This window comes from Thioalkalivibrio sp. ALMg13-2, assembly GCF_000381185.1.
Lineage (GTDB): Bacteria > Pseudomonadota > Gammaproteobacteria > Ectothiorhodospirales > Ectothiorhodospiraceae > Thioalkalivibrio > Thioalkalivibrio versutus.
In genome coordinates this window covers 1-21,731 of record NZ_KB906114.1, presented here as the reverse complement: position 1 = coordinate 21,731, position 21,731 = coordinate 1, and the positions used below count along the sequence as shown (strand labels likewise).

Sequence of the window (21,731 nt, the reverse complement as noted above, 5' to 3'; positions counted from 1 at the left end):
GCGCCCATGCCCACACACCCGTTTATCGACCCCGTCGCCCTGTCCATTGGCCCACTGACCCTGTACTGGTACGGCCTGACATACCTGGTCGGATTTGTCGCCTTCTGGGCGCTGGGCGTATGGCGCACACGCAGTCGCAGCTGGGACCCCCTGCACCCCTGGCAGGTCGGTGACCTGCTGTTCTGGGGCGTACTCGGGGTCGTCGTCGGCGGGCGGCTCGGCTATGCACTGTTCTACAACCTCGACACGACGCTGGCCGACCCGCTGAGCCTGTTCCGCATCTGGGAGGGCGGCATGGCCTTCCACGGCGGGCTGGCCGGCGTGCTGGTCACCTGCTGGCTATACGCCCGCAAGATCGGCCAGCCGTTCTTCCGTCTGACCGACTTCATCGCCCCCCTGATCCCGATCGGCCTGGGCGCCGGGCGCATCGGCAACTGGATCAACGGCGAGCTGTGGGGCAAACCCACCGACCTGCCCTGGGCCATGGTCTTCCCGGCCGCGGACTACATCCCGCGTCACCCGTCTCAGCTGTACCAGGCGTTTCTCGAAGGGCTCGTGCTGTTCGTGGTTTTGTGGGTCGTCTCGCGCCAGCCGCGGCGTACCGGACTCATCTCCGGGCTGTTCCTGACGCTTTACGGCAGCTTCCGCTTCGCGGTCGAGTTCGTCCGCGTGCCCGACGCCCATCTCGGCTACCTCGCCTTCGACTGGCTCACCATGGGGCAGGTCCTGACCCTGCCGGTGATCCTGTTCGGCGTTGCCCTGATCGTCTGGTCGCGGCGCAACCCCCTGCCCGCACCCCGCCCGGCCCCGGAGACCGCCTGAGATGCAGCAATACCTGGACCTGGTGCGGCACATCCGCGACCACGGCACGGACCGCCCGGACCGCACCGGTACCGGCACGCGCTCGGTATTCGGCTACCAGATGCGCTTCGACCTGGCGGACGGCTTCCCGCTGGTCACCACCAAGCGCACCCATCTGCGCTCGGTAATCCACGAACTGCTGTGGTTCATCGCCGGTGATACCAATGTCGGCTACCTGCGCGAGCACAAGGTCCGCATCTGGGACGAGTGGGCCACCGCGGCCGGCGACCTGGGTCCCGTCTACGGCGCGCAGTGGCGCAACTGGGCCGGCCACGACCAGCTTGCCGAACTGATCGACAACCTGAGGAACCGCCCCCACTCCCGGCGCCACATCATCAGTGCCTGGAACGTGGCCGACCTGCCGGACGAATCCATCTCGCCACAGGCCAACGCGGAGGCCGGGCGCATGGCCCTGGCGCCCTGCCACACCCTGTTCCAGTTCTACGTGGCCGACGATCGCCTCTCCTGCCAGCTCTACCAGCGCAGCGCGGATGTGTTTCTAGGCGTGCCGTTCAACATCGCCAGCTACGCGCTGCTGACCCACATGCTCGCGCAGGTGGTGGGCCTGAAGCCCGGCGAGTTCGTCCATACCTTCGGCGACGCCCACCTCTACCGCAACCACCAGGAGCAGGTCGAAGAACTGCTCGGGCGCGAACCGCTGCCGCTGCCAACCCTGCACCTGAACCCGGACGTCACCGACCTGTTCGCCTTCACCTTCGACGACATCGAGGTGCGAGACTATGAGTCCCACCCCCCGATCAAGGCCCCCATCGCGATCTGAGCGTTACCGGAGTCCCCATGCCCCAGCCCGAGATTCATCTGATGGTCGCGCTCGATCCGGATCACGTGATCGGGCGCGACAACGACCTGCCCTGGCACCTGCCGAAGGACCTGCAGCACTTCAAGCGAATGACTGCCGGTCACCCGATGATCATGGGTCGGCGCACCTTCGAATCCATCGGACGGCCGCTGCCGAATCGCCGCAACCTGGTGCTGACGCGCCAGGCGGACTGGCAAGCGGAGGGTGTCGAGGTCTATCGCGATCTGGATGCGGCGCTGGCCACCATCGAGGCCGGCCCCGCCTTCGTGATCGGCGGCGCCGGCCTGTTCGAGGAGACCCTGCCGCGCGCCGACGTGCTGCACCTGACCCGGGTGCACGAGTGCCATGCCGGCGACACCTTCTTCCCCGCCCTCGACCCTGCGGACTGGGACGTCGTCTGGTCCGAGCACCACGAAGCCGACGAACGCCACGCCTGCCCCTTCACCTTCGAACGCCTCGAACGCCGCCGCTGAACGCGACCCGGCGCCCCGTGCGGGCCCGGGTGTGTACAGCACCCGGCGGCCGAAGGTGGCCCTGGAACGCAGTGGTACACGCCCCAGGGCTCCACGCCCCTCCTGCTTCGTCATCCCGGAAACCGCGTAGCGGTTATCCGGGACGTCGGCGGCCGGGGTTGCCCCGACGGGGGAGATCCCGGCTCTTCGCTTCGCTGCGGCCGGGATGACAGTACAGGGGCAAGGGCCGGGGACGGTGACATTCCAGAAAGGCCCGGATTAAAGCGACCTGCGGCGGGCTATTTGCGCCCCTGGACGATCCCCCTGACTGGCTGACCCTCGTGGCAAATCAGGAACAATCTTTCTCTGTGCCCCCTAGGGTGCACAATCGCCCGGATCCTTAGCCCGTTCTTCGTGCCTTCGTGCGCTTCGTAGTGAAGAACGGTGTTGTCAGCGCCCGCCAAAGTGGGGGATCAGGCGGCCGGGCAGCAGGTGGACCAGGATGAAGCCCAGCATCGCGGCGACCACGATGGTCGGGCCGGTCGGGGTGTCGTACTGGAAGGAGCCCCACAGCCCGGCCCCCACGGCCAGCATGCCGATGATGCCGGCGAGGATCGCCATCTGCTCGGGGGTGGCCGCAAAGCGCCGGGCACTCGCCGCCGGGATGATCATCAGCGCCGTGATCAGCAGCACGCCGACCACCTGCATCGCCGCCGCGATCACCAGTGCGATCAGCAGCATCAGGCCCAGCCGCACCAGCAGCACCGGCACACCCTCCACCTGGGCGAGCTCCTCGTGCACCGTCAGCGCCAGCAGCGGACGCCACAGCAGGATCAGCAGCAGCAACGCCACGCCACCGCCGATCGCGATGGACATCAAGTCGTTGGTGCCCACCGCGAGGATGTCACCGAACAGGTAGGCCATCAGATCCACCCGCAACCCCTCGATAAAGGTAACGGCGACGATCCCCAGCGACAGCGAACTGTGCGCGAGAATCCCGAGCAGGGTGTCCGAGGCCAGTTCCTGCCGCCGCTGCAGCAATACCAGCAGGATGGCGATGGCCACGCACACGATCGTGACCATCAGGTTGAGATTCAGCCCCAGCAACACGCCCAGCGCGACGCCCAGCAACGCCGAATGCGACACGGTATCGCCGAAATAGGCCATGCGCCGCCAGACCACGAAAGCCCCCAGCGGACCCGCGACGGCGGCCACCATCAGCCCCGCCAGCAGGGCACGAACCAGGAAATCGTCGAGCAGGCCATCCATCATCGGGAATCGCCCCCGGGGCCGGGCCGGTGGGCATGGCCGCAGCCGGCGTGATGTTCGTGTACATCCCCGGCGACATCGTGCACGTGGTCGTGATCGTGCCGGTAGACGCCGATCCCCTGCATGTCCGTCTCCGGGAACAGGCGCTGGTACTCGGGATGCCGCGATACCTCCTCCGGCCGGCCGGTGCAGCACACATGCTGGTTCAGGCAGATCACCGCATCGGCCCCGGCCATCACCAGGTGCAGGTCGTGCGACACCATCAGCACCCCGCAGCCGGTCTCGTGGCGGATGTCATCGATCAGCTTGAACACCTCGCCCTGGCCGACAATATCCACCCCCTGGGCGGGCTCGTCCAGCACCAGCAGGTTCGGGCGATTGAGCAGGGCGCGCGCCAGCAGCACCCGCTGCATCTCGCCGCCGGAGAGCGACTGCACCGGCTTGTGCAGCAGATGCGGCACGCCGACCCGCTCCAGGCCTTCGCGCAGGACGGCCTCCGGGGCCCGCTGGCGCAGCGTCAGGAAACGCCGCACCGACAATGGCAGCACCGGCTCGATCTGCAGGCGCTGGGGCATGTAGCCGATGCGCAGCCCGCGCCGGCGTTGTACCCGGCCCTGTCCCGGCTTCCACAGTCCCAGCAGCACTCGCAACAGCGAGGTCTTGCCCGCCCCGTTGGGGCCGATCACCACGGTCACCTCGGCCGGGCGCACCTGGACCGAGACATGATCCAGGATCACCCGCCCGCCGCGTTCCAGCGAGACGTCGCGGGCGGCCAGCAACGGCGAGGCGTCCGTGGCCGGTTGCGCGTGCGGGGAAGGGGTTTCGCGATTCATATTGGTATACTATAACGTTATTGAATCCGATGGAGAATCCGCCCATGCGCTCTGCTGCCCGCCGCCCGACCTTCCTCGCCCTGCTCCTGGCCCTGGCGTTTCTGGTGACGGTGGCCACGCCCGCGCAGGCCGACAGCCCGCGCATCGTCGCATCGATTCTACCGATTCACAGTCTGGTTGCCGCGCTGGCCGGCGACACCCACGAGGTGGAACTGCTGGTGCCGGCCAGCGCCTCGCCCCACGGCTATTCCATGCGTCCCTCCGAGGCACGGCGCCTGCAGCAGGCCGACCTGGTGGTCTGGGTCGGTCCGGAGCTCGAGGGCTTTCTGGAGCGCTCGCTGCACGGGATCGCCGACCGCGCGACGGTCATCAGCCTGATGCACGACCTCGATCTCGATCTTCTGGAGGGCCGCACCGGGGGCGTATGGGAAGGCCATCATGACCACGGCGACGATGGCGGCCATGGGCATGACGATCACGGCGATCACGGACATGACCATCATGCCCACGACGATCACAACGGACACGCGGACCACGCACACGACCATGACGCGCACGACCACGCTGCTCACGGCTCGGATGATCATGGACACGCCGCGCATGACGACGGGCACGGGCATGCACATGGCGATTACGACAGCCACCTGTGGCTGTCGCCGGCCGTCGCACGTGCCATCGTCGAACAACTCGCGGAGCGCCTCGCGGAACTCGATCCGGAACAGGCCGCAACGATCCGGGACAACCGGGACGGCCTGCTCCAGCGCATCGACGAGCTGGACGCCACGATCGCCGAGCAACTGGCCCCGGTACGCGACCAGCGCTTCATGGTGTTTCACGACGCCTACCAGTACTTCGAGCAGCACTATGGCCTGAACGCGGCCGGCTCCATCAGCGTCGATCCCTCGCGCATGCCCGGGGCCCGCCGGCTGTCCGAACTGCGCGGCCGTCTGGCACAGGGCGATGTCGCCTGCCTGTTCACCGAACCGCAGTTTCGCCCAGCGCTGGCGGAAACCGTGGCCGAGGGTACCGGCACCCGGCTCGGCATGCTCGACCCCATCGGCGCGGAGCTGGAGCCTGGCCCCGATGCCTGGTTCCTGCTGATGCAGGGTATGGCGGACGGCTTCACCGACTGCATGGCACATAACGGCTCCTGACGGACACGCGGCCCCACCTCCGGAAGCCGCGCATCGCCGCCCCACCCTCCTGTGCCGTCACCCCGGAAACCGCGTAGCGGTTATCCGGGATCTCCCACGCCGGGACAGCCCCCAAGGCCGGATATCCCGGCTCTGCGCTTCGCTTCGGCCGGGGTGACCGAAGGGAAAAGGCCCGGATGCCCCACCGCGGTCAGAGCAGGATCAGCCCCCACACCAGTGCCGCCAGGAGGAAGCTGACCAGCACCGCGGCCGAGGCCATGTCCTTGGCGCGGGCCGACAGTGGATGGCGCTCGTCGCCGAACCGATCGATCGCCGCTTCCACCGCCGAGTTCAGCAGTTCCACCACCAGGATCAACAAGGCACTGCCGGCCAGCAGTGCCCGCTCCACCCCGCTCTCGCCCAACCAGATCGCCAGCGGCAGCAATACCGCGAGCAACGCCAGCTCCTGACGAAACGCCGACTCGTGTTGATACGCCTCGCGCAGCCCGCGCCAGGAATATCCGAAGGCATGCAGCACCCGACTCAGGCCACGCCGGCCACTATGCGCCACCCGGATTCCCCTCGGTGCGCCCGCTCATGCGGTGGGCGGCGGCGCCAGGGCCACCCGGTTGCGGCCCTCGCGCTTGGCGCGGTAGAGCGCCTCGTCGACGCGCCGCAGCAGCTCGCCGCGCGGCTCGCCGGAATGGAATGCCGCCACGCCGAGGCTCACGGTCACCTGGCCCGCCCGGGGAAAGGCATGCCCGGCCACGCGCGCCCGGACCAACTCCGCCACCCGGGCGCCTTCCTCCGCGGCGGCGCCCGGCAGCAGGACCATGAACTCCTCGCCGCCCCAGCGGCCGAGCACATCCACGCTGCGCAGGCGCTCGCCCGCGACCCGGGTCACCTCCTGCAACACCACATCCCCGGTGGCATGGCCATAGGTGTCGTTGACCTTCTTGAAGTGATCGAGATCGAACATCACCAGCGCGAACCCCTGTCCATACCGCTCGGCACGCCGGACTTCGCGGTCCAGCAGGCTTTCGAAATACCGCCGGTTGGCAACCCCGGTCAGGCGATCATAGAAGGCCTGACGCTCGAGTTCCGCCTGGTTGCGTTCCAGCTCCTGCTGCGTGGCCTTCAGCTCGGTGATATCGACCGCCGTCCCGGCCACCCGGGTCACCCGACCCTCGGTGTCCGCAATCGGGTAGCGGCAGACGCGAACCCAGCGCTGCTCGCCGTCCGGGCGCCGTATGCGGAAGGTCTCGTCGGCCGTTCCGTCGCCGAAAGCCCCGGAGAGAAACACCGCCTCCACCCGAGCGCGGTCCTCCGGGTGCACGGCCTCCAGCATCGCGACCGAGTCGCGGTACAGGTGCTCGCGGCTGTATCCCCAGACCCGCTCGTAGGCCGGATTGACGTAGAGGATCGATTCAGCGTCCTGCAGCCAGAAGACCTCGTTCACGGAGCCGGCCAGTTGCCGGAAACGCGCCTCGCTCTCGCGCAGGGCATCCTCCGCGGCCTTGCGTTGCGAGATGTCGCGCAGGATGGTCGAGATCTGCCGCACCTGCCCGTGATCATCACGGCGAACGATGATCACCTGGGACACCGGCACCTCGCGGCCTTCGCCATCCAGCACGGCGGTCTCGCCCTGCCAGATGCCCTCGCGCACCGCCACCGGGGCCGCCTCCTGCAGGATTTCGTCCGCGGCCCAGGGCGGATGAAACCGCCGGATCGCGCCCTCCAGGGACCCCACCTCGGCCGGCAGGCCCCGTGTGTTCCAGCCGGTCTCGGGGTCCCACGGCTCTCCGGAGGCCGGTGGCAGCCCGAACAATGCGCGCCCACCCGCATTCAGGAACAGCATGCTACCGTCCGGCCCGTGCATGCCGACCACATCGGGGGTGTGCTCCAGGATCCCGACCAGACGGCGCAGATTTTCCTCCAGCGCGCGGCGAGCAGTCACGTCCTGCACCGTCCCGATCAGGCGTCGGGGCTTGCCCCCGGTATCGCGCTCGACCGCGCCGCGCGTGTGGACCACGCGCTCACGGCCATCGGGCCGCAGGACGAGGAAATGAATGTCGAAATCCCCGGTCTCCAGCGCCGATTCCACCGCGGCGGCCACGCGGTCCCGGTCGTCCGGGTGCACGGCCTGCAGGAAACCCGCGTAGTTCGCCTCCCGATCCTCCCGCCGCAGGCCGAAGATACGATAGACCTCGTCCGACCAGCGCGTGCGATCCTCCTGGATCGTCCAGACCCAGCTCCCCACGTGCGCGATGCGCTGCGCCGCGGCCAGTTCCTCGCCACGCTCGCGCAGGGCCTCCTCCATCGCCACCTGCTCGGTAATGTCGATCATCACCCCGTGCCAGACCATACTGCCGTCCCGGCGCGGTGCTTCCGGCGTCGCACGGCCCTCGACCCAGAGCGTCCCGCGTATCGGGTGACGGACGCGGTAACGCACCTGCCAGTGCCCCAGCGTGCGCGCCGACTCCTCGATGCTGGCCTGGATCCGCGGAAGATCCTCGGGGTTCACCCGGGCGAAGGCCGCATCGGCATCCTCCTGGATCTGGTCAGGGGACAACCCGTACACCCGCTGGACGCCTTCGCTGACGAACGGGAAGGCATGCCGCCCGTCCGGATACAACCGATACTGGTAGATCGCCCCGGGCAGGTGGCTGGTTGCCTTGAGCAGTCGGGCCTCGCGTTTGCGCCGGGCGGTCTGGTCCTGGAACGAGACCACGGCGCCGTCGACCCGCCCGGACACGTCGAACGTGGGTGCGGTAAAGACGCTCACCGGAAACAGGGTCCCGTCGGCCCGCGCGAAGTGATCGTCCCAGGCCTCCAGCGGTTTGCCGGTCTCGAGGACGCGGTAGATCGGACAGGCCTCGGGCGGATAGGGCGTCCCGTCCACCAGGGTGTGATGGTTGGTCGAATGCGCGTCCCGCCCGAGGGCATCGCCTTCGCTCTCGAAACCGAGCAGGCGGCAGGCCGCCGGGTTCAGGAAGGTATAGCGGCCATAGCGATCCAGGCCAAAAACCCCTTCGGCCAGGCTGCCCAGCAGACGCGTCTGGAAGGCCTCGGCCGCCCGCAGCTCGGTGACATCCTCGATCACCCCATCGAACACGAACCGGCCATCCGCATCCTCGGTCCGATAGGCGGTGATCCGGGCACGGAAGGGCCGTCCCCGCAGGGTCCTCAGATCCACTTCGCGACCGATCACCCGCCCATAGGTCTCGAGATCGCGACTGAACGCGTCGCGCTCGAGCGGATCGCGGTAGAGCTCGCGGACCGGCGTCGAGCGCAGTTCGATCTCGTTGGCGGCCTCGAACAGCTCCACCATGGCCGGATTGAGACGGACAAAGCGGCCCTCCGGCCCCGGGGTGTTGCGGTAGACCCCCACCGGGAGGCGACCGAAGGCCACGCCGTAGAACTCCAGCTCGTGTTCGTAGCGCCGGGTCTCCGAAACGTCGTGAATGATCGAGTAGAGGTATCGGTGCCCGTCCAGCACCACCGGGCCGGAGTACACCTCGACATCACGAATCTCGCCCCCGCAAATGCGGTGGCGGAAGCGGAAGAAGCGGCGTTCCTCGCGGGCCGCCCGCTCCATCTCCGCATGCACCTCGTCCGCCGAAAGGGTATTGATGTCGTGGATGTGCATGCGCTTCAGCATCTCGGCCGAATAGCCGTAGAACGCCACCGCGGCCGGGTTGACATCGACGATCCCGCCATCCTCCGGGTTGATCAGCAGCTTCGGGGCGGCATTGGCGGTAAAGGTCTGTTCGTAGACCTGGGCGGCCGAATCGCCCGGCGCCCGGCGCCCGGCGCTGGATGGTGGCAAGCCACCCGTCCGGGTCGGGCGCCAGCACCAGCGTGCAGGCAACCGCCGTCGCGTCCTCCACGTGCGGCGCCCTGAATGAAAGCTCCAGAGTCACTTCGGCCGAACCGGAGCGCGCGAGGGCGTCCATCAACGCCTTGTGCTGCCCCTGCGGCACACAATCGGCCAGCCGCACACCATGGAGGTCGTCCGCCGCGCAGCCCAGCCATTCTGCCAGGCGCGCATTGGCCGCATGGATGCGACCGCTGGCCTCCAGAAACACCAACCCCACGGCGGCCCGGTGGAACAAGCCCGCGCCTGCATGCTCCGCAGGATCCATCAAGTCTCCCTCAGCCGGTTGGCCGTGGCCGTCAATCCTGCCATACGACCCGATTGCGCCCCGAGCGCTTGGCCCGGTACATCGCATCGTCCGCGCGCTTGATCCAGTCCTTGATCGCCTCGCCACGACGACACTCGGCCACCCCCAGACTGATGGTCACCCGCCCGACCCGGGGCAGATCCAGCGCGGCCACCTGCCGGCGCAGATCCTCGGCCAGGCGGCAGGCATCTTCGGCCCGGGTACTGGGCAGCATGACCATGAATTCCTCGCCGCCCCAACGACCCAGCACATCGGACTGGCGCAGGCGTTCGCCGGCCGTCGCCACCACCCGGCGCAGGACCTCGTCGCCGATGTCGTGGCCATGGGTGTCGTTGATCCGCTTGAAGTGGTCCAGGTCCAGCATCACCAGCGAACAGGGGTCCGCATAGCGCTCCGCCCGCCGGGCCTCCTGCTCCAGCAATGCCTCGAAATGGCCCCGATTGGCGGCATCGGTCAGCGTGTCGTAGAAGGCCTGATATTCCAGCGCAGCCTCCAGCTCCTTCTGCCGCGAGATGTCGTGGAACATGGCGATGTAGTACTCGATCACACCGCTGGCATCCCGGATCGCGGTCACGATCTCGTGCAGCGGAAAGATCCGGCCATCCTTGCGCCGGTTCCACACCTCGCCGGACCAGTGGCCGTTTGCACGCACGGACTGGAACATCTCCTCATAAAAGCCGCGGTCCTGACGGCCCGAATTCATGATGCGCGGATTCTGGCCCACCGCGTCTTCCTCGGTGAATCCCGTGAGCTCGGTAAAGGCCGCATTGACGCGCTGGATCGTACCCTCGACATCGGTGATGAAGATGGCCTGACTGCTGTCGAAGGTCGCCGCCAGCAGACGCTGCTCCTGCTCCAGATGATGGCGTTCGGTGATGTCCTGGACCGTGCCGATCATCCGCTGGACGCGTCCGTCGGCATCGAACTCTACATAACCGCGTTCGTGCACCACGCGCTCTTCGCCGTCCGGGCGCAGAACCCGGTGCACGATATCAAGCGCCCCGTCCCCACCCAGCGAGGCATCCACCTCGGCCTGGACCCGTTCGCGATCGTCCGGATGCGCCGCATGCATAAAGGCCTCGTGCGTCCCGCCCCATTCACCGCGGGACATCCCGAAAATCCGGAAGACCTCGTCCGACCAGCGAACCTCGTTGCGGACAAAATCCGACACCCAGTTGCCGATATGCGCGATGCGCTGGGCCTCGGCCAACTCGCGCTCGCGCAGATGCAGGACCTCTTCGGCCTGCACCCGTTCGGTGATGTCCAGGATCACCCCGAACCAGAGCACACTGCCATCCTCCAGTGCCTCGGGACTGGCGTGCCCTTCCACCCAGATCTCGCCGCGCTCGGGGTGGCGCACGCGATAGCGCTGACGCCACGATTCCAGGCAGCGCATGGAGGCCTCGATACTGGCGGCGACCCGATCAACATCATCCGGGTGGATCACGTCGAAGACGCGGCGGGCATCGAGCATTACGGCCTCGGGCGTCACGCCGTACACATCGACCATGCCCTCACTGGCATACGGGAACGACGCCCGGCCATCCGGGTGCTGGCGGTACTGGTAAATCACCCCGGGCATGTTGTGCGCAATCTTTTCCAGATGGCGCTCGGTCTCCACCCGCGCCCCCACGTCCTGGAAGGCACCCACCAGTTCGACGACCGCGCCCTGACCGTCGCGGATCGCGGTAACCTGATCCTCCAGCCATTGCCAGTGCCCGCTGGGCATGCGCTGGCGATAGCTCAGACGACAGAATCCGCGCGCGCCCTCGGCCAGCCAGCGCTTCACCTGGTCGACAGAGCGACGAAAATCCTCGGGAGCCAGATGGGTCCGCAGCCAGTCCGGCTGGGTCGTGATCTGTTCCGGTGCCCAGCCAGTGACCGCCTGCACGTTGCGGCTGAGCCAGGTCATGGTGCCGAAGTCCGACGGGTCCATGGTGTAGATCACCGCGGGACTGGCACGCAGCAGGGTCTCGGTACGCTGCTCCGTCTCCTTGCGCACGGCGATATCGGCGACCGCCACGAGCAGGGCCTCGGGACAGTCCTCGGTGGCCGGGATTCGGCTCGTGGTCATTTCCACCCAGCGCGTCTGGCCGGTGGCATCCAGCAGACGCGCCTCGAAGCTGCTGGTGCTGCAATCCCCGGTCAGCAGGGCGTGACGCCGCGCCGCGCAACGCTCGCGGTCGTCCGGGCACACGTAGTCTTGCAGGATCGCGTCGGTCAGATCCGCCGGATCGCAGGCCAGCAAGGCGCCCAGGTGGGGATTGGCGCGCAGGATGCGCCCCTCGGTATCCATCTCGGCCAGCCCCACCGGCGCATGCTCGAACAGCGCCGCATAGCCGTGGATGGCACAAATCTCGCTCATCGGGTTCCTTGCCCGTCTGTGTCTCTCTTTTCGGAGACTTCGTGAAAGACACGCCCGGCGTGTCTTCTGCCCTCGGACCTGGCAGTGGATTGATAGACTGAATCCAGAAAACTACCAGATGACGAGTCTGGTTTCCGCTTGACCCCACAAAAAGGCGTTTACTGCCCTGCAAAACGGAAACGCCCCCGACAAGCGGGGGCGTTTCCGAACGAACCAGGAAGCCCGGGGCCGGCCCCGGGAATCCCGTCAGCCGTGCGTACCGGTGCGCGGCGCGCTGGCGTCCCCGTCCTCGGCGGGCTGGAACACGACATCCAGCGCCTTGGCGGCGGCCACTTCGTTGAAGCGCCGGTTCGGTAGCGTGTGTGGCGCGCTCTTGATCGTTTCCATGTCGTTCTCCGACTCGGCCAGGATGCAGGCCATCGCCTCGACAAAGCCGTCCAGGGTCTCTTTCGACTCGGTCTCGGTCGGCTCCACCAGCAGGCACTCCGGCACCAGCAGCGGGAAGTAGGTGGTCGGCGCATGGTAGCCGTGGTCGAGCAGGCGCTTGGCCACATCGCCCGCAGTCAGTCCACGTTCCTTGGCCTGCTTCTTCATGGTCACGATGAACTCGTGGGTGGCACGGCGCTTGGGATAGGCCAGGTCGAACCCGGCTGCGGCCAGTTCGCGCGCCAGGTAGTTGGCATTCAGGGTCGAGAATTCGGAGACCCGCACCATGCCCTCGCGCCCCAGCATGCGCATGTAGATATAGGCCCGCAGGAGCACACCGGCGTTCCCGGCAAACGCGGACAGGCGCCCGATGCTCTGCGGACGATCGGACTCCTCGGCAAAGCGGTAGCCGCCCTGCTCCGCCTCGACAACGTGCGGGATCGGCATGAACGGCAGCAGCCGTTCGGCCACGCCCACGGCACCGGAACCCGGTCCACCGCCACCATGCGGCGTGGAGAAGGTCTTGTGCAGGTTCATGTGGATCACGTCGAAGCCCATGTCGCCCGGGCGCACCTTGCCGAGGATCGCGTTCAGGTTGGCGCCGTCGTAGTACAGCAAGCCGCCGGCCTCGTGCACGATGCCGGCAATCTGCTTGATGCGCCGTTCGAACACGCCCACGGTGGACGGATTGGTCAGCATGATCCCGGCGGTGTGCGGACCCACGGCGGCCTTCAGGGCCTCGATATCCACGTCACCGGTATCGTCGGTGGGGATCTCGCGCACCTCGTAGCCACACATGATCGCGGTCGCCGGGTTGGTACCGTGGGCGGCATCCGGCACGATGATCTCGCGGCGCTCGGTATCGCCGCGGGAATCGTGGTAGGCGCGGATCATGGCCACACCGGTGTACTCGCCCTGGGCACCCGCCATCGGCGCCAGCGACACGGCCTTCATGCCGGTCACTTCCTTCAGCATCTCCTGCAGCTCGAACATCGTCTGCAGGAAGCCCTGGCTGTGGCTGGCCGGAGCAAGCGGATGCCGGTTCAGGAACCCCGGAAGCATCGCCAGGCTGTTACAGGCGCGCGGGTTGTACTTCATCGTGCACGAGCCCAGTGGGTAGAACTCGGTGTCGATGGAGAAGTTCTTCTGCGACAACCGCGTGTAGTGCCGCACCACGTCCAGTTCCGAGGCCGCCGGCAGACCCGGGGCGGACTTGCGCTGCAGGTTCGCCGGGATGCGGGTCGCGGCGTGGTCGCGCGGCGCCTGGGCCACGGCCGAGCGGCCGGCGCGGGAACGTTCGAAGATCAGATTGGCTTCAGTGGTGCTCATAGCGGTTTCTCGCTTGCGTATTCGGGTGACGGCGACCGGGCACAGGCCCGGCCACCGGCGGCACGGAGGGAGTCCGGCCGATTACTGGGTCGGGCTCAGGTTGGCCCGATCATCCAGGGCCGCGAACGCGGCGTCGTAATCCGGCTCGTCGCCGATCTCGGAGACCAGCTGGGCGTGCATCACCAGGTTGTCGGTATCCAGCACGACCACACCGCGCGCGGTGATCCCGGCCAGCGGGCCGTCCTGGATCAGCACGCCGTAGTCCTTGGCGAAATCGCGATCACGCATCATCGACAGCACGGTCACGCGTTCCAGGTTCTCGGCAGCGCAGAAGCGGCTCATCGCGAACGGCAGGTCGGCGGAGACGATCAGGATCTCGAGATCCGGACGGCTGGCGACCATCTCGTTGAACTTCTTGGTGGAGTCGGCGCAGACCGGGGTATCCAGGCTGGGCACGATGGAGATCAGCTTGCGCTTGTCGCCGAAGTCGGCCAGCGAGACATCCTGCAGATCCTTGTTGGTCAGCTTGAAGTCCGGGGCCGGCGAGCCCACGTGCGGCAGATCGCCGTTGGTGTTGATCGGATTACCTTGCAGCTTGATTTCGGCCATGGTTGCCTCCCGGCTTGATGTGTATGGCGCTTGGTGTCGTTGACCGTGGGAAGCCGATAACCGCCTCAGGCGGCCTGCTCCCAAGTGGTCACGTACTGCTCCAGGTCGGATTCGGTCTTGGTCTCGGTGGCGCAGGCGAGCACGCAGCCATCCAGCTGCGGATAGTCCCGGCTCAGCTCGAGGCCCGCCAGCACGCCGGCATCGGCCATGGTCTGCACGCGGGTCGCGGCATCGCCGCCGAAGTCCAGCGCGACTTCGTGGAAGTACTCGCCGGTAAAGCGCGGCTTGATGCCCTTGGTGGCCAGTTTTTCCACCAGCGCATGGGTGTTGGCGTAGCAGGCCTCGGCCACGCGGGTCAGGCCCTCGTCACCCAGCAGCGACATATGGATCGTCGACGCCGTCACCACCAGTCCCTGGTTGGTGCAGATGTTCGAGGTCGCCTTGGAACGGCGGATATGCTGCTCGCGCGCCTGCAGGGTCAGCACGAAACCGGGCTTGCCGTCGGCGTCCTCGGCACGGCCGACAATGCGCCCCGGCATCTGCCGGATATGCTTTTTCAGCGTGGTCATGAAGCCGTAGTACGGCCCGCCGGACGACAGCGGCGCACCCAGCGGCTGGCCCTCGCCGACCACGATGTCCACGCCATTGGCGCCCCACTCGCCCGGCGGCTTCAGCAGCGCCAGCGAGACCGGGTTCACCACGGCGATAACCGGGATGCCGCGTTCCTCGGCCCACCCGGTCAGGGCATCCACGTCCTCCAGGATGCCGAAGAAGTTGGGCTGGCTGATCACCATGGCGGTGACGTCGTCGTCCGCATACGGCGCCAGCACCTCCACCGGGGTCTGGCCGGTGGTTTCGTCGAACGGCAGTTCGACCAGTTCGATGCCCTGGTTGCCGATCAGCGTCTTCACCACCTTCCGATAGTCCGGGTGCAGCGCCCCCGGCAGCAGCACCCGCTTGGCCTTGGAGCGGCGATTCACGCGCACCGCCATCAGCACGGCCTCGGCCAGGGCGGAGGCCCCGTCATACAGGGAGGCGTTGGAGACCTCCATCCCGGTCAGGCGGCTGATCATCGTCTGGTATTCGTAGATCAGCTGCAGCGTGCCCTGGCTGGCCTCCGCCTGGTACGGCGTGTAGGCGCTGTAGAACTCGCCGCGCGTAGCGATCTGCCACACGGCGGCCGGGATGTGGTGCTCGTAGGCACCGGCCCCGATGAAATTCGATGGCATGCCGTCCTTCGCAGCCCGCTCCTGCATCAGGCGGGTGATGCCCATTTCGCTCTCGCCCTCGGGGATCCCCGTGAGTGGCGGCGCACGCAGGTCGGCGGGAATCTCGTCGAACAGATCCTCGACGGATTCGGCGCCAATGCTGTCGAGCATGGCACGGATGTCTTCTTCGGTATGCGGGATAAACGGCATGTCAGGTCTCGCTTTCGCCGATTGCGGCGAAGTTCGGTTGGGTCCCGGCCGGACGCGGCCGGGACCGGTGATACGCGGCTACGCTCAGGATTCCGCCTCGACGTGCGCGGCATAGGCATCCGCATCCATCAGTGCATCCAGCTGGCCGGCATCGGAGGGCTCCACCTTGAACAGCCAGCCATCCTCGAAGGGCGACTCGTTGACCTTCTCGGGGCTGTCGGCCAGGTCCTCGTTGACCGCGGTCACCTCACCGGAGATCGGCGCATAGATATCCGAGGCGGCCTTGACCGACTCCACCGTGGCGCAGGCCGTGCCGGCCTCGATGGTGCTACCCGCTTCCGGGGCCTCGACAAACACCAGATCGCCCAGCAGTTCCTGCGCGTGATCGGTGATACCCACGGTCACGCTGCCGTCGGCCTCGCTGCGCACCCACTCGTGGCTTTTGGTGTACTTCAGATCCTTCGGTGCTTCGCTCATGACATCTTCCTTTTGCTTGTTAGATCCCGCCTGCGCAGTGTAGTCCGGTGCACGCGGGATGAGGCAATCCTCGCTTCAGTTTTTCGGCAGATCGATCTGCGGCTCGCCGTTGCGGACGAACACCGGCTTGACCACGCGCACCGGCAGCTTGCGGCCGCGGATGTCCGCGTGCAGCTGCTCGGCCTCGACCCCGGCCGGGATACGCGCGAACGCGACCGACACGCCCAGACTGGGCGCGAAACTGCCGGAGGTGACCACGCCGTCGCCGGCCTCGGTTTCGATGCGGGTGCCGCCACGCAGCACCCCGCGACCATCCAGCACCAGCCCCACCATGCGTTCCTTCACGCCCTCGGCCTTCGACTGCTCGATCGGCGCGCGGCCGATGAAGTCCCGCTCGGCATCCTTCAGCGCGATGGTCCAGCCCAGGTTGGCGGTCAGCGGATTGGTCTGGTCGTCCATGTCCGTGCCGTAGAGATTCATGCCAGCCTCCAGGCGCAGGGTGTCGCGCGCGCCGAGGCCGATGGGGTGCACGCCGGCATCCTTCAGCTGTTCCCAGAGACCGTCAGCCTCCTCCGCCGGCAGCATCACCTCGAAGCCGTCTTCGCCGGTGTAGCCCGTGCGGGCGACAAACCACTTGTCATTCCAGACCGCGGAAAACGGCTTGAGATCCCCCGCATTGCGCAAATCGGCCGGCAACAGCGGCAGGGTCTTCTCTACCGCCTGCGGGCCCTGAATCGCAATCAGGGCGAACTCCGGGCGCGGCTCCACGTTCACGTCGAAGTCCTTCGCGACCGCCTGCATGTGAGCGATGTCGCCCTCGGCCGTCGCGGCATTGACCACCGCGCGGTAGGTATCGCCGCCGGTCCAGTAGACGATCAGGTCGTCGATCACGCCGCCGGCCTCGTTCAGCATGCAGCTGTACAGCGCGCGACCCTCGGTCTTCAGCTTGGCCACGTCGTTGGCCAGCAGATATCGCAGTAAGGCCTGGGCCTGCGGGCCGTGGATATCCACGACCTGCATGTGCGAGACATCAAACATGCCGGCGGATTCGCGCACCCGCTTGTGCTCCTCCATCTGGGAGCCGTAATGCAGCGGCATCTCCCAACCGGCGAAATCGACCAGCTTGGCCCCCGCGCGCTGATGCGCGGCATGGAGCGGAGTTGTCTTCAACGTCGTCATCTAGTTCTCGCCTTGCTTGCGTGTCGTGGTCGGCTCGCCGGCATCCGCCGGTGGAACCGCGAGGCCCGGCCGCCGCGCTCCGGGCATAAAAAAAGGGGCGGCCGGCAGAATGAATCTGCCAGCCGCCCCTCTGTCCTGAAACCTGAGAGTTTGCGTCGCGTCAGCCCGTTGTCGGACTGCGTGACCGCCCCCTTCGGTGGGCCGTTTCCGGCCGCTCTCCAGAGTGTGTCTCCTGCACCGTTCCGGTCCTGTAGCCTGAGCGATTCCGGGCGGATGTTGCGCCTTCGGCGTCTGCCAATCGACTGACGATCGCAGATCTCTTCCAGAACGGTGTGCGGGCATTGTCGAGCGCCCACAGACGAAAGTAATTGTAGACCAAAATACCCTCGCTGCGAAAGCCCGGACGGGCCGCGCCACTATTCCGACGCCCCGACCTGCCCCGTCACCTGCCCCCGCATGCATCCAAAAAGCACCGTCATTGCGAGGAGCCGAAGGCGACGCGGCAACCTCCGTCCGAAACCACCGGATGCTGATCGTGACGCTCTGCCAGCTTTCGGAGGTTACTCGCTGCGCTCGCCCTTCGGGCCGGCCTGCGGCCGTTCAACGCGCTGCGCGCTTTTGTGCTTCGTCGCCTTCGGCTCCTCGCAATGACGGTGCCAGTGGCGACACTCTGCGCGCGCCCTACAAAGCCATGTCGATCGCAAGCAGGACGACGAAGCCAACCAGCACCCCGACCGTGGCCTGGGCCTCGTGGCCCTTGCGGTGCGACTCGGGGATGATCTCGTGACTGATCACGAACAGCATCGCCCCGGCCGCGAACGCCAGCCCCCAGGGCAGCAGGAACTCCATCAGCGTGATCGCTCCGGCCCCGATCAGTCCGCCGATCGGCTGCACCAGGCCCGTCAGCAACGTCACCCCGAATGCCGCCCACTTGCTGTAGCCCAGCGACAGCAGGGCGATGGCGACCACCAGCCCCTCGGGCATATTCTGCAGCCCGATCCCGATGGCCAGCGCGATCCCGTCGCTCACGTCATCGCCGCCGAAGCCGACCCCCACCGCCAGGCCTTCCGGCAGGTTGTGCAGTGCGATTGCAAAGATGAACAACCAGACGCGACGGATCTTCTGTGGGTCGGCCCCGCTTTGCGGCCCGATGAAGAAGTGCTCGTGCGGCACCAGCTTGTGCAACGCCAGCAATGCACCGCCACCCAGCCCGATCCCCACCGCCAACACGACGATGGCCATGCCCACGCCACCGTACTGCGCTTCCGCCTGCTCCACCGAGGGGAGCACCAGCTCGAAGGCCGTGGCCGACAGCATCACGCCGGCGCCGAAGCCCATCATCGCGTCCTCGACCGACTGACTGATGCGGCGCAGGAAGAAGATCGGGATCGCCCCCACCGCGGTCATCAGACCGGCGACGAAACTCGCCAGCAAGCCGATCTGCAGGGTGCTCAGATCGGCAATGCGTTCTTCCAGCATCGGCCACAGCAGACTGACCAGCCAGATGAAGACCGCCAGCGCGATCAGCGATCCGACGAGGAAGATCCGGGGCACCGGTTTGCCGTGATCCGGCTCGGAAACGGCGGGAGAGGGTTCGGTCATGCGTCGTCCTTGAGAGTCGAAGCCGCCATTGAAACAGGGTCCATCGCGGCGTTCCACAGACGCGCCCAATGGCCGGGTTCGACAAAAGCTATCGTCAACACCCGTTGTGCGCGGTAGAGTTTTCAGCCAAAGCCGCTCCGGACCACAAGGACCCACCGATGCTCGACACCATCGACCAGTTCCTCGGCGACACCGCCGGCCTGCTTTGGGGCAACCCGCTCACCCTGATCCTGCTGCTGGGCACCGGGCTCTACCTCACCATTCGCCTGGGGCTGGTCCAGGTCGTCGCATTCCGCGAGGGCTGGCGCGCCCTGCGCGGGTCAGATGGACGCGGCGGCGGCACCGGGCAGATCTCGCCGTTCCAGGCGCTGTCGACCGCGCTGTCCGGCACCATCGGTACCGGGAACATCGCCGGTGTGGCCACGGCCATCGCGTTGGGCGGCCCCGGGGCGCTGTTCTGGATGTGGGTGACGGCCTTCTTCGGCATGGCCACCAAGTTCGCCGAGACCACCCTGGCCGTTCGCTACCGCGAGATCGCCCCGGACGGCAGCATCGCCGGCGGGCCAATGTTCACCCTGCTCCACGGCCTCAAGATGAAGAAGCTGGCGATTCTGTTCGCCGTCTTCACCCTGATCGCCTCGTTCGGCATCGGCAACATGGTGCAGGCCAACTCGGTGGTCGACGGCCTGACCTTCATCGTGCCGGATCTGCGCGCCGACGACGACATCATGGGCTGGATGGCCCTGATCATCGGCCTGACCATGGCCGTGCTGGTGGCGCTGGTGATCATCGGCGGTGTGAAACGCATCGCCATGATCGCCTCGACCATCGTCCCGTTCATGGCCGTGATCTACATGCTGGGCGCCTTCGTGGTGATCGCCGCCAACATCGAGGCCGTCCCGGCCGCGATCGGCACCATCCTGAATCTCGCGCTCAACCCCTGGGCCGCCGGCGGCGGTGCCATCGGCCTCGCCATCCAGTACGGCGTTGCGCGCGGCATGTTCTCCAACGAGGCGGGCCTGGGCTCCTCGGCCATGGCGCACGCCGCGGCCAAGAACGGCGACCCGCCGCGCGAGGGCTCGGTGGCCATGCTCGAGCCGTTCATCGACACCATCGTGGTCTGCACCCTGACCGGCCTGGCCATTGTCGTCACCGGGGCTTATATCGACCGCGCCGACGACGTGGTCGGTGCCTCGCTGACCGCCACCGCCTTCAGCTCCACGCTGGGCCCGTTCGGCGCCATGGTGGTCGGCATCAGCCTGATGCTGTTCGCCTTCTCCACCATGATCGCCTGGTCCTACTACGGCGACCGCTCGGCCTACTTCCTGTTCGGCGAACGCGCGGTGATGCCCTACCGCGTCGTGTTCGTCATCCTCATCGTGATCGGCGCGACCATCCCGCTGGGCGTGGTCTGGAACTTCTCCGACATCGCCAACATCCTGATGGCCGCACCCAACCTGATCGCGCTGATCCTGCTGGCCGGCCTGGTCAAGAAGCTGCGCGACGACTACGTGGCGCATCGCCCGATGCCGGATCGCCATGAGGGATGAGCACAGCTTTGCGGGTGGTCCATCCGACCCGTTCGCACAGGGCCCCGCACGTCCGGACGCGGCCATGCTGGTGCGCGAGGTCGAAGGCGCCCTCGCGGAGGACCTGGGCCCCGATGGTGTCGACGGCGACCTGACCGCCGCCCTGGTCCCGGCTGAACGGGTGGCGCGCGCCACGCTGCTATTGAAGGAGAGCGCGATCGTTTGTGGCCAGCCCTGGTTCGACCGCGTGTTCGCCAGCCTCGCGCCGGAGACCCGGATCGACTGGCAGGTGGCCGAAGGCACCCACGTGGAAGTGGACGACGAACCGCGCGTGATCGCCACCCTGGAAGGCCCCGCACGGGCCGTTCTGGCGGCCGAACGCGCGGCCCTCAACCTGCTCCAGACCCTCTCCGGAACGGCCACCGAGACCGCCCGCTGGGTCGCCCGCCTGGAGGGCACCGACAGCCGCATCCTCGATACCCGCAAGACCCTCCCGGGCCTGCGCCACGGGCAGAAGTACGCCGTGCGCTGCGGCGGCGGCCACAACCATCGCCTCGCCCTGTGGGATGCCGTGCTGATCAAGGAAAACCACATCGCCGCCTGCGGCTCCATCGCGGCCGCAGTGGAACGGGCCCGCACCCTGGGCGCCGGGCGCTGGGTAGAGGTCGAGACCGAGAACCTCGACGAGGTCGATCAGGCCCTGGCCGCGGGGGCCGACGTGATCATGCTCGACGAGCTGTCGATGGCAGATCTGGCCACGGCCGTGCAGCGCATTCGCGGCCGCGCGATCTCCGAGGCCTCCGGCGGGGTCACACCGGATACCCTTGCGGCCATCGCCGCCACCGGCGTGGACTACATCTCGGTTGGCGCGCTGACCAAGCACCTCCACGCCATCGACTACTCCCTGCGCCTGGACTAGCCCGCGGCTTTCGCGTTGCGATCCCGGCGATTACTGCGCGCCGTTCACCGCCTGGGGCCGGGCCTGGTTCATCCACTGGTGTTTAGGATGACTTCGGTCCGCCGCCTGCCTGGTTGTGGCTGGCCCTGGTTCGTCGTCGGTGTTTACGGTGCCTTCGTCCGGCCGCCTGCCAGGCGCTGACTCGCCAGCGCGCCCCGAGGTACTTCTTTGCTCGTGCAAAGAAGTACCCAAGAAACACGCCCGACTGCCGCGACCCCGGCCCGCTGCGCGGGCCGGGGTTTCCCTCGCTCCGAGGCTTTTCGCGGGCGGCGCTGAACTCGCTACGC

The 21,731-nt window shown here is 67.2% G+C and carries 16 protein-coding genes, 1 pseudogene and 2 riboswitches; of the genes and pseudogenes, 6 read left to right on the top strand and 11 right to left on the bottom strand.

Going from position 1 to position 21,731, the window contains the following annotated elements; translation table 11 throughout:
• The first annotated feature begins 6 nt into the window (after nt 1-6).
• The 3 genes from lgt to F618_RS0110210 are packed head-to-tail and all read left to right on the top strand — an operon-like array spanning nt 7 to nt 2,154.
• Nucleotides 7-822: a prolipoprotein diacylglyceryl transferase gene (lgt, locus tag F618_RS0110220; protein WP_018951170.1), complete on the top strand. Its 816-nt coding sequence runs from the start codon at nt 7-9 to the stop codon at nt 820-822.
• A gap of 1 nt (nt 823) precedes the next feature.
• Complete coding sequence (locus F618_RS0110215) at nt 824-1,642, top strand: thymidylate synthase (protein ID WP_019568494.1); 819 nt, start codon at nt 824-826, stop codon at nt 1,640-1,642.
• A 17-nt stretch (nt 1,643-1,659) separates the two neighbouring features.
• The gene (locus F618_RS0110210) at nt 1,660-2,154 is read left to right on the top strand and encodes a dihydrofolate reductase (RefSeq protein WP_018169382.1); all 495 of its coding nucleotides are present in this window, start codon (nt 1,660-1,662) and stop codon (nt 2,152-2,154) included.
• Nucleotides 2,155-2,583: 429 nt separating this feature from the next.
• Here F618_RS0110210 and znuB read toward each other — a convergent pair whose 3' ends face one another.
• Together znuB and znuC are read right to left on the bottom strand one after the other, a co-directional pair.
• Nucleotides 2,584-3,405 (bottom strand): zinc ABC transporter permease subunit ZnuB, encoded by an 822-nt coding sequence (gene znuB, locus F618_RS0110205; protein WP_026330447.1) that lies wholly within the window; start codon nt 3,403-3,405, stop codon nt 2,584-2,586.
• Complete coding sequence (gene znuC / locus F618_RS0110200) at nt 3,402-4,235, bottom strand: zinc ABC transporter ATP-binding protein ZnuC (protein WP_018146126.1); 834 nt, start codon at nt 4,233-4,235, stop codon at nt 3,402-3,404. The genes znuB and znuC overlap by 4 nt, the downstream gene beginning before the upstream one ends.
• 44 nt (nt 4,236-4,279) lie before the next feature.
• Between znuC and F618_RS0110195 the strand changes: the two genes are divergently transcribed.
• Nucleotides 4,280-5,389, top strand: a complete 1,110-nt coding sequence (locus tag F618_RS0110195) for a zinc ABC transporter substrate-binding protein ZnuA (RefSeq protein ID WP_019568493.1) — start codon at nt 4,280-4,282, stop codon at nt 5,387-5,389.
• 190 nt (nt 5,390-5,579) lie between these two features.
• On the opposite strand, the gene F618_RS0110190 is transcribed toward F618_RS0110195, so the two are convergent.
• The 9 genes and pseudogenes from F618_RS0110190 to F618_RS0110150 all read right to left on the bottom strand — a co-directional run bounded on the left by F618_RS0110190 (nt 5,580) and on the right by F618_RS0110150 (nt 18,957).
• Complete coding sequence (locus F618_RS0110190) at nt 5,580-5,939, bottom strand: diacylglycerol kinase (RefSeq protein ID WP_026182146.1); 360 nt, start codon at nt 5,937-5,939, stop codon at nt 5,580-5,582.
• Nucleotides 5,940-5,963: 24 nt separating this feature from the next.
• Nucleotides 5,964-9,513 (bottom strand): annotated as a pseudogene (locus F618_RS14835) (PAS domain S-box protein).
• Between the two features lie 31 nt (nt 9,514-9,544).
• Nucleotides 9,545-11,917 carry a PAS domain S-box protein gene (locus tag F618_RS0110180; RefSeq protein ID WP_019568491.1) on the bottom strand — a complete coding sequence of 791 codons (2,373 nt, stop codon included), beginning with the start codon at nt 11,915-11,917 and terminating at the stop codon, nt 9,545-9,547.
• 246 nt (nt 11,918-12,163) lie between these two features.
• Nucleotides 12,164-13,672, bottom strand: a complete 1,509-nt coding sequence (gene gcvPB, locus F618_RS0110175) for an aminomethyl-transferring glycine dehydrogenase subunit GcvPB (RefSeq protein ID WP_018951164.1) — start codon at nt 13,670-13,672, stop codon at nt 12,164-12,166.
• 81 nt (nt 13,673-13,753) lie between these two features.
• A complete protein-coding gene (gene tpx / locus F618_RS0110170) occupies nt 13,754-14,281 on the bottom strand; it encodes a thiol peroxidase (RefSeq protein ID WP_018951163.1) in 528 nt (175 codons plus the stop codon).
• 65 nt (nt 14,282-14,346) lie between these two features.
• Complete coding sequence (gcvPA, locus tag F618_RS0110165; protein ID WP_019568490.1) at nt 14,347-15,699, bottom strand: aminomethyl-transferring glycine dehydrogenase subunit GcvPA; 1,353 nt, start codon at nt 15,697-15,699, stop codon at nt 14,347-14,349.
• An 84-nt stretch (nt 15,700-15,783) separates the two neighbouring features.
• Entirely contained in the window at nt 15,784-16,176 is a 393-nt protein-coding gene (gene gcvH / locus F618_RS0110160) for a glycine cleavage system protein GcvH (RefSeq protein ID WP_018176402.1), read from the bottom strand.
• Nucleotides 16,177-16,251: 75 nt separating this feature from the next.
• Nucleotides 16,252-17,355 (bottom strand): glycine cleavage system aminomethyltransferase GcvT, encoded by a 1,104-nt coding sequence (gene gcvT / locus F618_RS0110155; RefSeq protein ID WP_018951161.1) that lies wholly within the window; start codon nt 17,353-17,355, stop codon nt 16,252-16,254.
• Between the two features lie 120 nt (nt 17,356-17,475).
• Nucleotides 17,476-17,587, bottom strand: a riboswitch (glycine riboswitch).
• A 1-nt stretch (nt 17,588) separates the two neighbouring features.
• A riboswitch (glycine riboswitch) is annotated at nt 17,589-17,690 on the bottom strand.
• Between the two features lie 346 nt (nt 17,691-18,036).
• Nucleotides 18,037-18,957 carry a ZIP family metal transporter gene (locus F618_RS0110150; RefSeq protein ID WP_018951160.1) on the bottom strand — a complete coding sequence of 307 codons (921 nt, stop codon included), beginning with the start codon at nt 18,955-18,957 and terminating at the stop codon, nt 18,037-18,039.
• Nucleotides 18,958-19,115: 158 nt separating this feature from the next.
• On the opposite strand from F618_RS0110150, the gene F618_RS0110145 reads away from it, so the two are divergent.
• A complete protein-coding gene (locus F618_RS0110145) occupies nt 19,116-20,507 on the top strand; it encodes a sodium:alanine symporter family protein (protein WP_018169370.1) in 1,392 nt (463 codons plus the stop codon).
• Nucleotides 20,508-20,571: 64 nt separating this feature from the next.
• The gene (nadC, locus tag F618_RS0110140) at nt 20,572-21,405 is read left to right on the top strand and encodes a carboxylating nicotinate-nucleotide diphosphorylase (RefSeq protein WP_018176406.1); all 834 of its coding nucleotides are present in this window, start codon (nt 20,572-20,574) and stop codon (nt 21,403-21,405) included.
• Nucleotides 21,406-21,731: the final 326 nt, after the last annotated feature.

Coding starts and splice junctions, on each gene's coding strand:
- lgt (WP_018951170.1), top strand. CDS start 7: ATGCCCACACACCCGTTTATCGACCCCGTCGCCCTGTCCATTGGCCCA.
- F618_RS0110215 (WP_019568494.1), top strand. CDS start 824: ATGCAGCAATACCTGGACCTGGTGCGGCACATCCGCGACCACGGCACG.
- F618_RS0110210 (WP_018169382.1), top strand. CDS start 1,660: ATGCCCCAGCCCGAGATTCATCTGATGGTCGCGCTCGATCCGGATCAC.
- znuB (WP_026330447.1), bottom strand. CDS start 3,405: ATGATGGATGGCCTGCTCGACGATTTCCTGGTTCGTGCCCTGCTGGCG.
- znuC (WP_018146126.1), bottom strand. CDS start 4,235: ATGAATCGCGAAACCCCTTCCCCGCACGCGCAACCGGCCACGGACGCC.
- F618_RS0110195 (WP_019568493.1), top strand. CDS start 4,280: ATGCGCTCTGCTGCCCGCCGCCCGACCTTCCTCGCCCTGCTCCTGGCC.
- F618_RS0110180 (WP_019568491.1), bottom strand. CDS start 11,917: ATGAGCGAGATTTGTGCCATCCACGGCTATGCGGCGCTGTTCGAGCAT.
- gcvPB (WP_018951164.1), bottom strand. CDS start 13,672: ATGAGCACCACTGAAGCCAATCTGATCTTCGAACGTTCCCGCGCCGGC.
- tpx (WP_018951163.1), bottom strand. CDS start 14,281: ATGGCCGAAATCAAGCTGCAAGGTAATCCGATCAACACCAACGGCGAT.
- gcvPA (WP_019568490.1), bottom strand. CDS start 15,699: ATGCCGTTTATCCCGCATACCGAAGAAGACATCCGTGCCATGCTCGAC.
- gcvH (WP_018176402.1), bottom strand. CDS start 16,176: ATGAGCGAAGCACCGAAGGATCTGAAGTACACCAAAAGCCACGAGTGG.
- gcvT (WP_018951161.1), bottom strand. CDS start 17,355: ATGACGACGTTGAAGACAACTCCGCTCCATGCCGCGCATCAGCGCGCG.
- F618_RS0110150 (WP_018951160.1), bottom strand. CDS start 18,957: ATGACCGAACCCTCTCCCGCCGTTTCCGAGCCGGATCACGGCAAACCG.
- F618_RS0110145 (WP_018169370.1), top strand. CDS start 19,116: ATGCTCGACACCATCGACCAGTTCCTCGGCGACACCGCCGGCCTGCTT.
- nadC (WP_018176406.1), top strand. CDS start 20,572: ATGCTGGTGCGCGAGGTCGAAGGCGCCCTCGCGGAGGACCTGGGCCCC.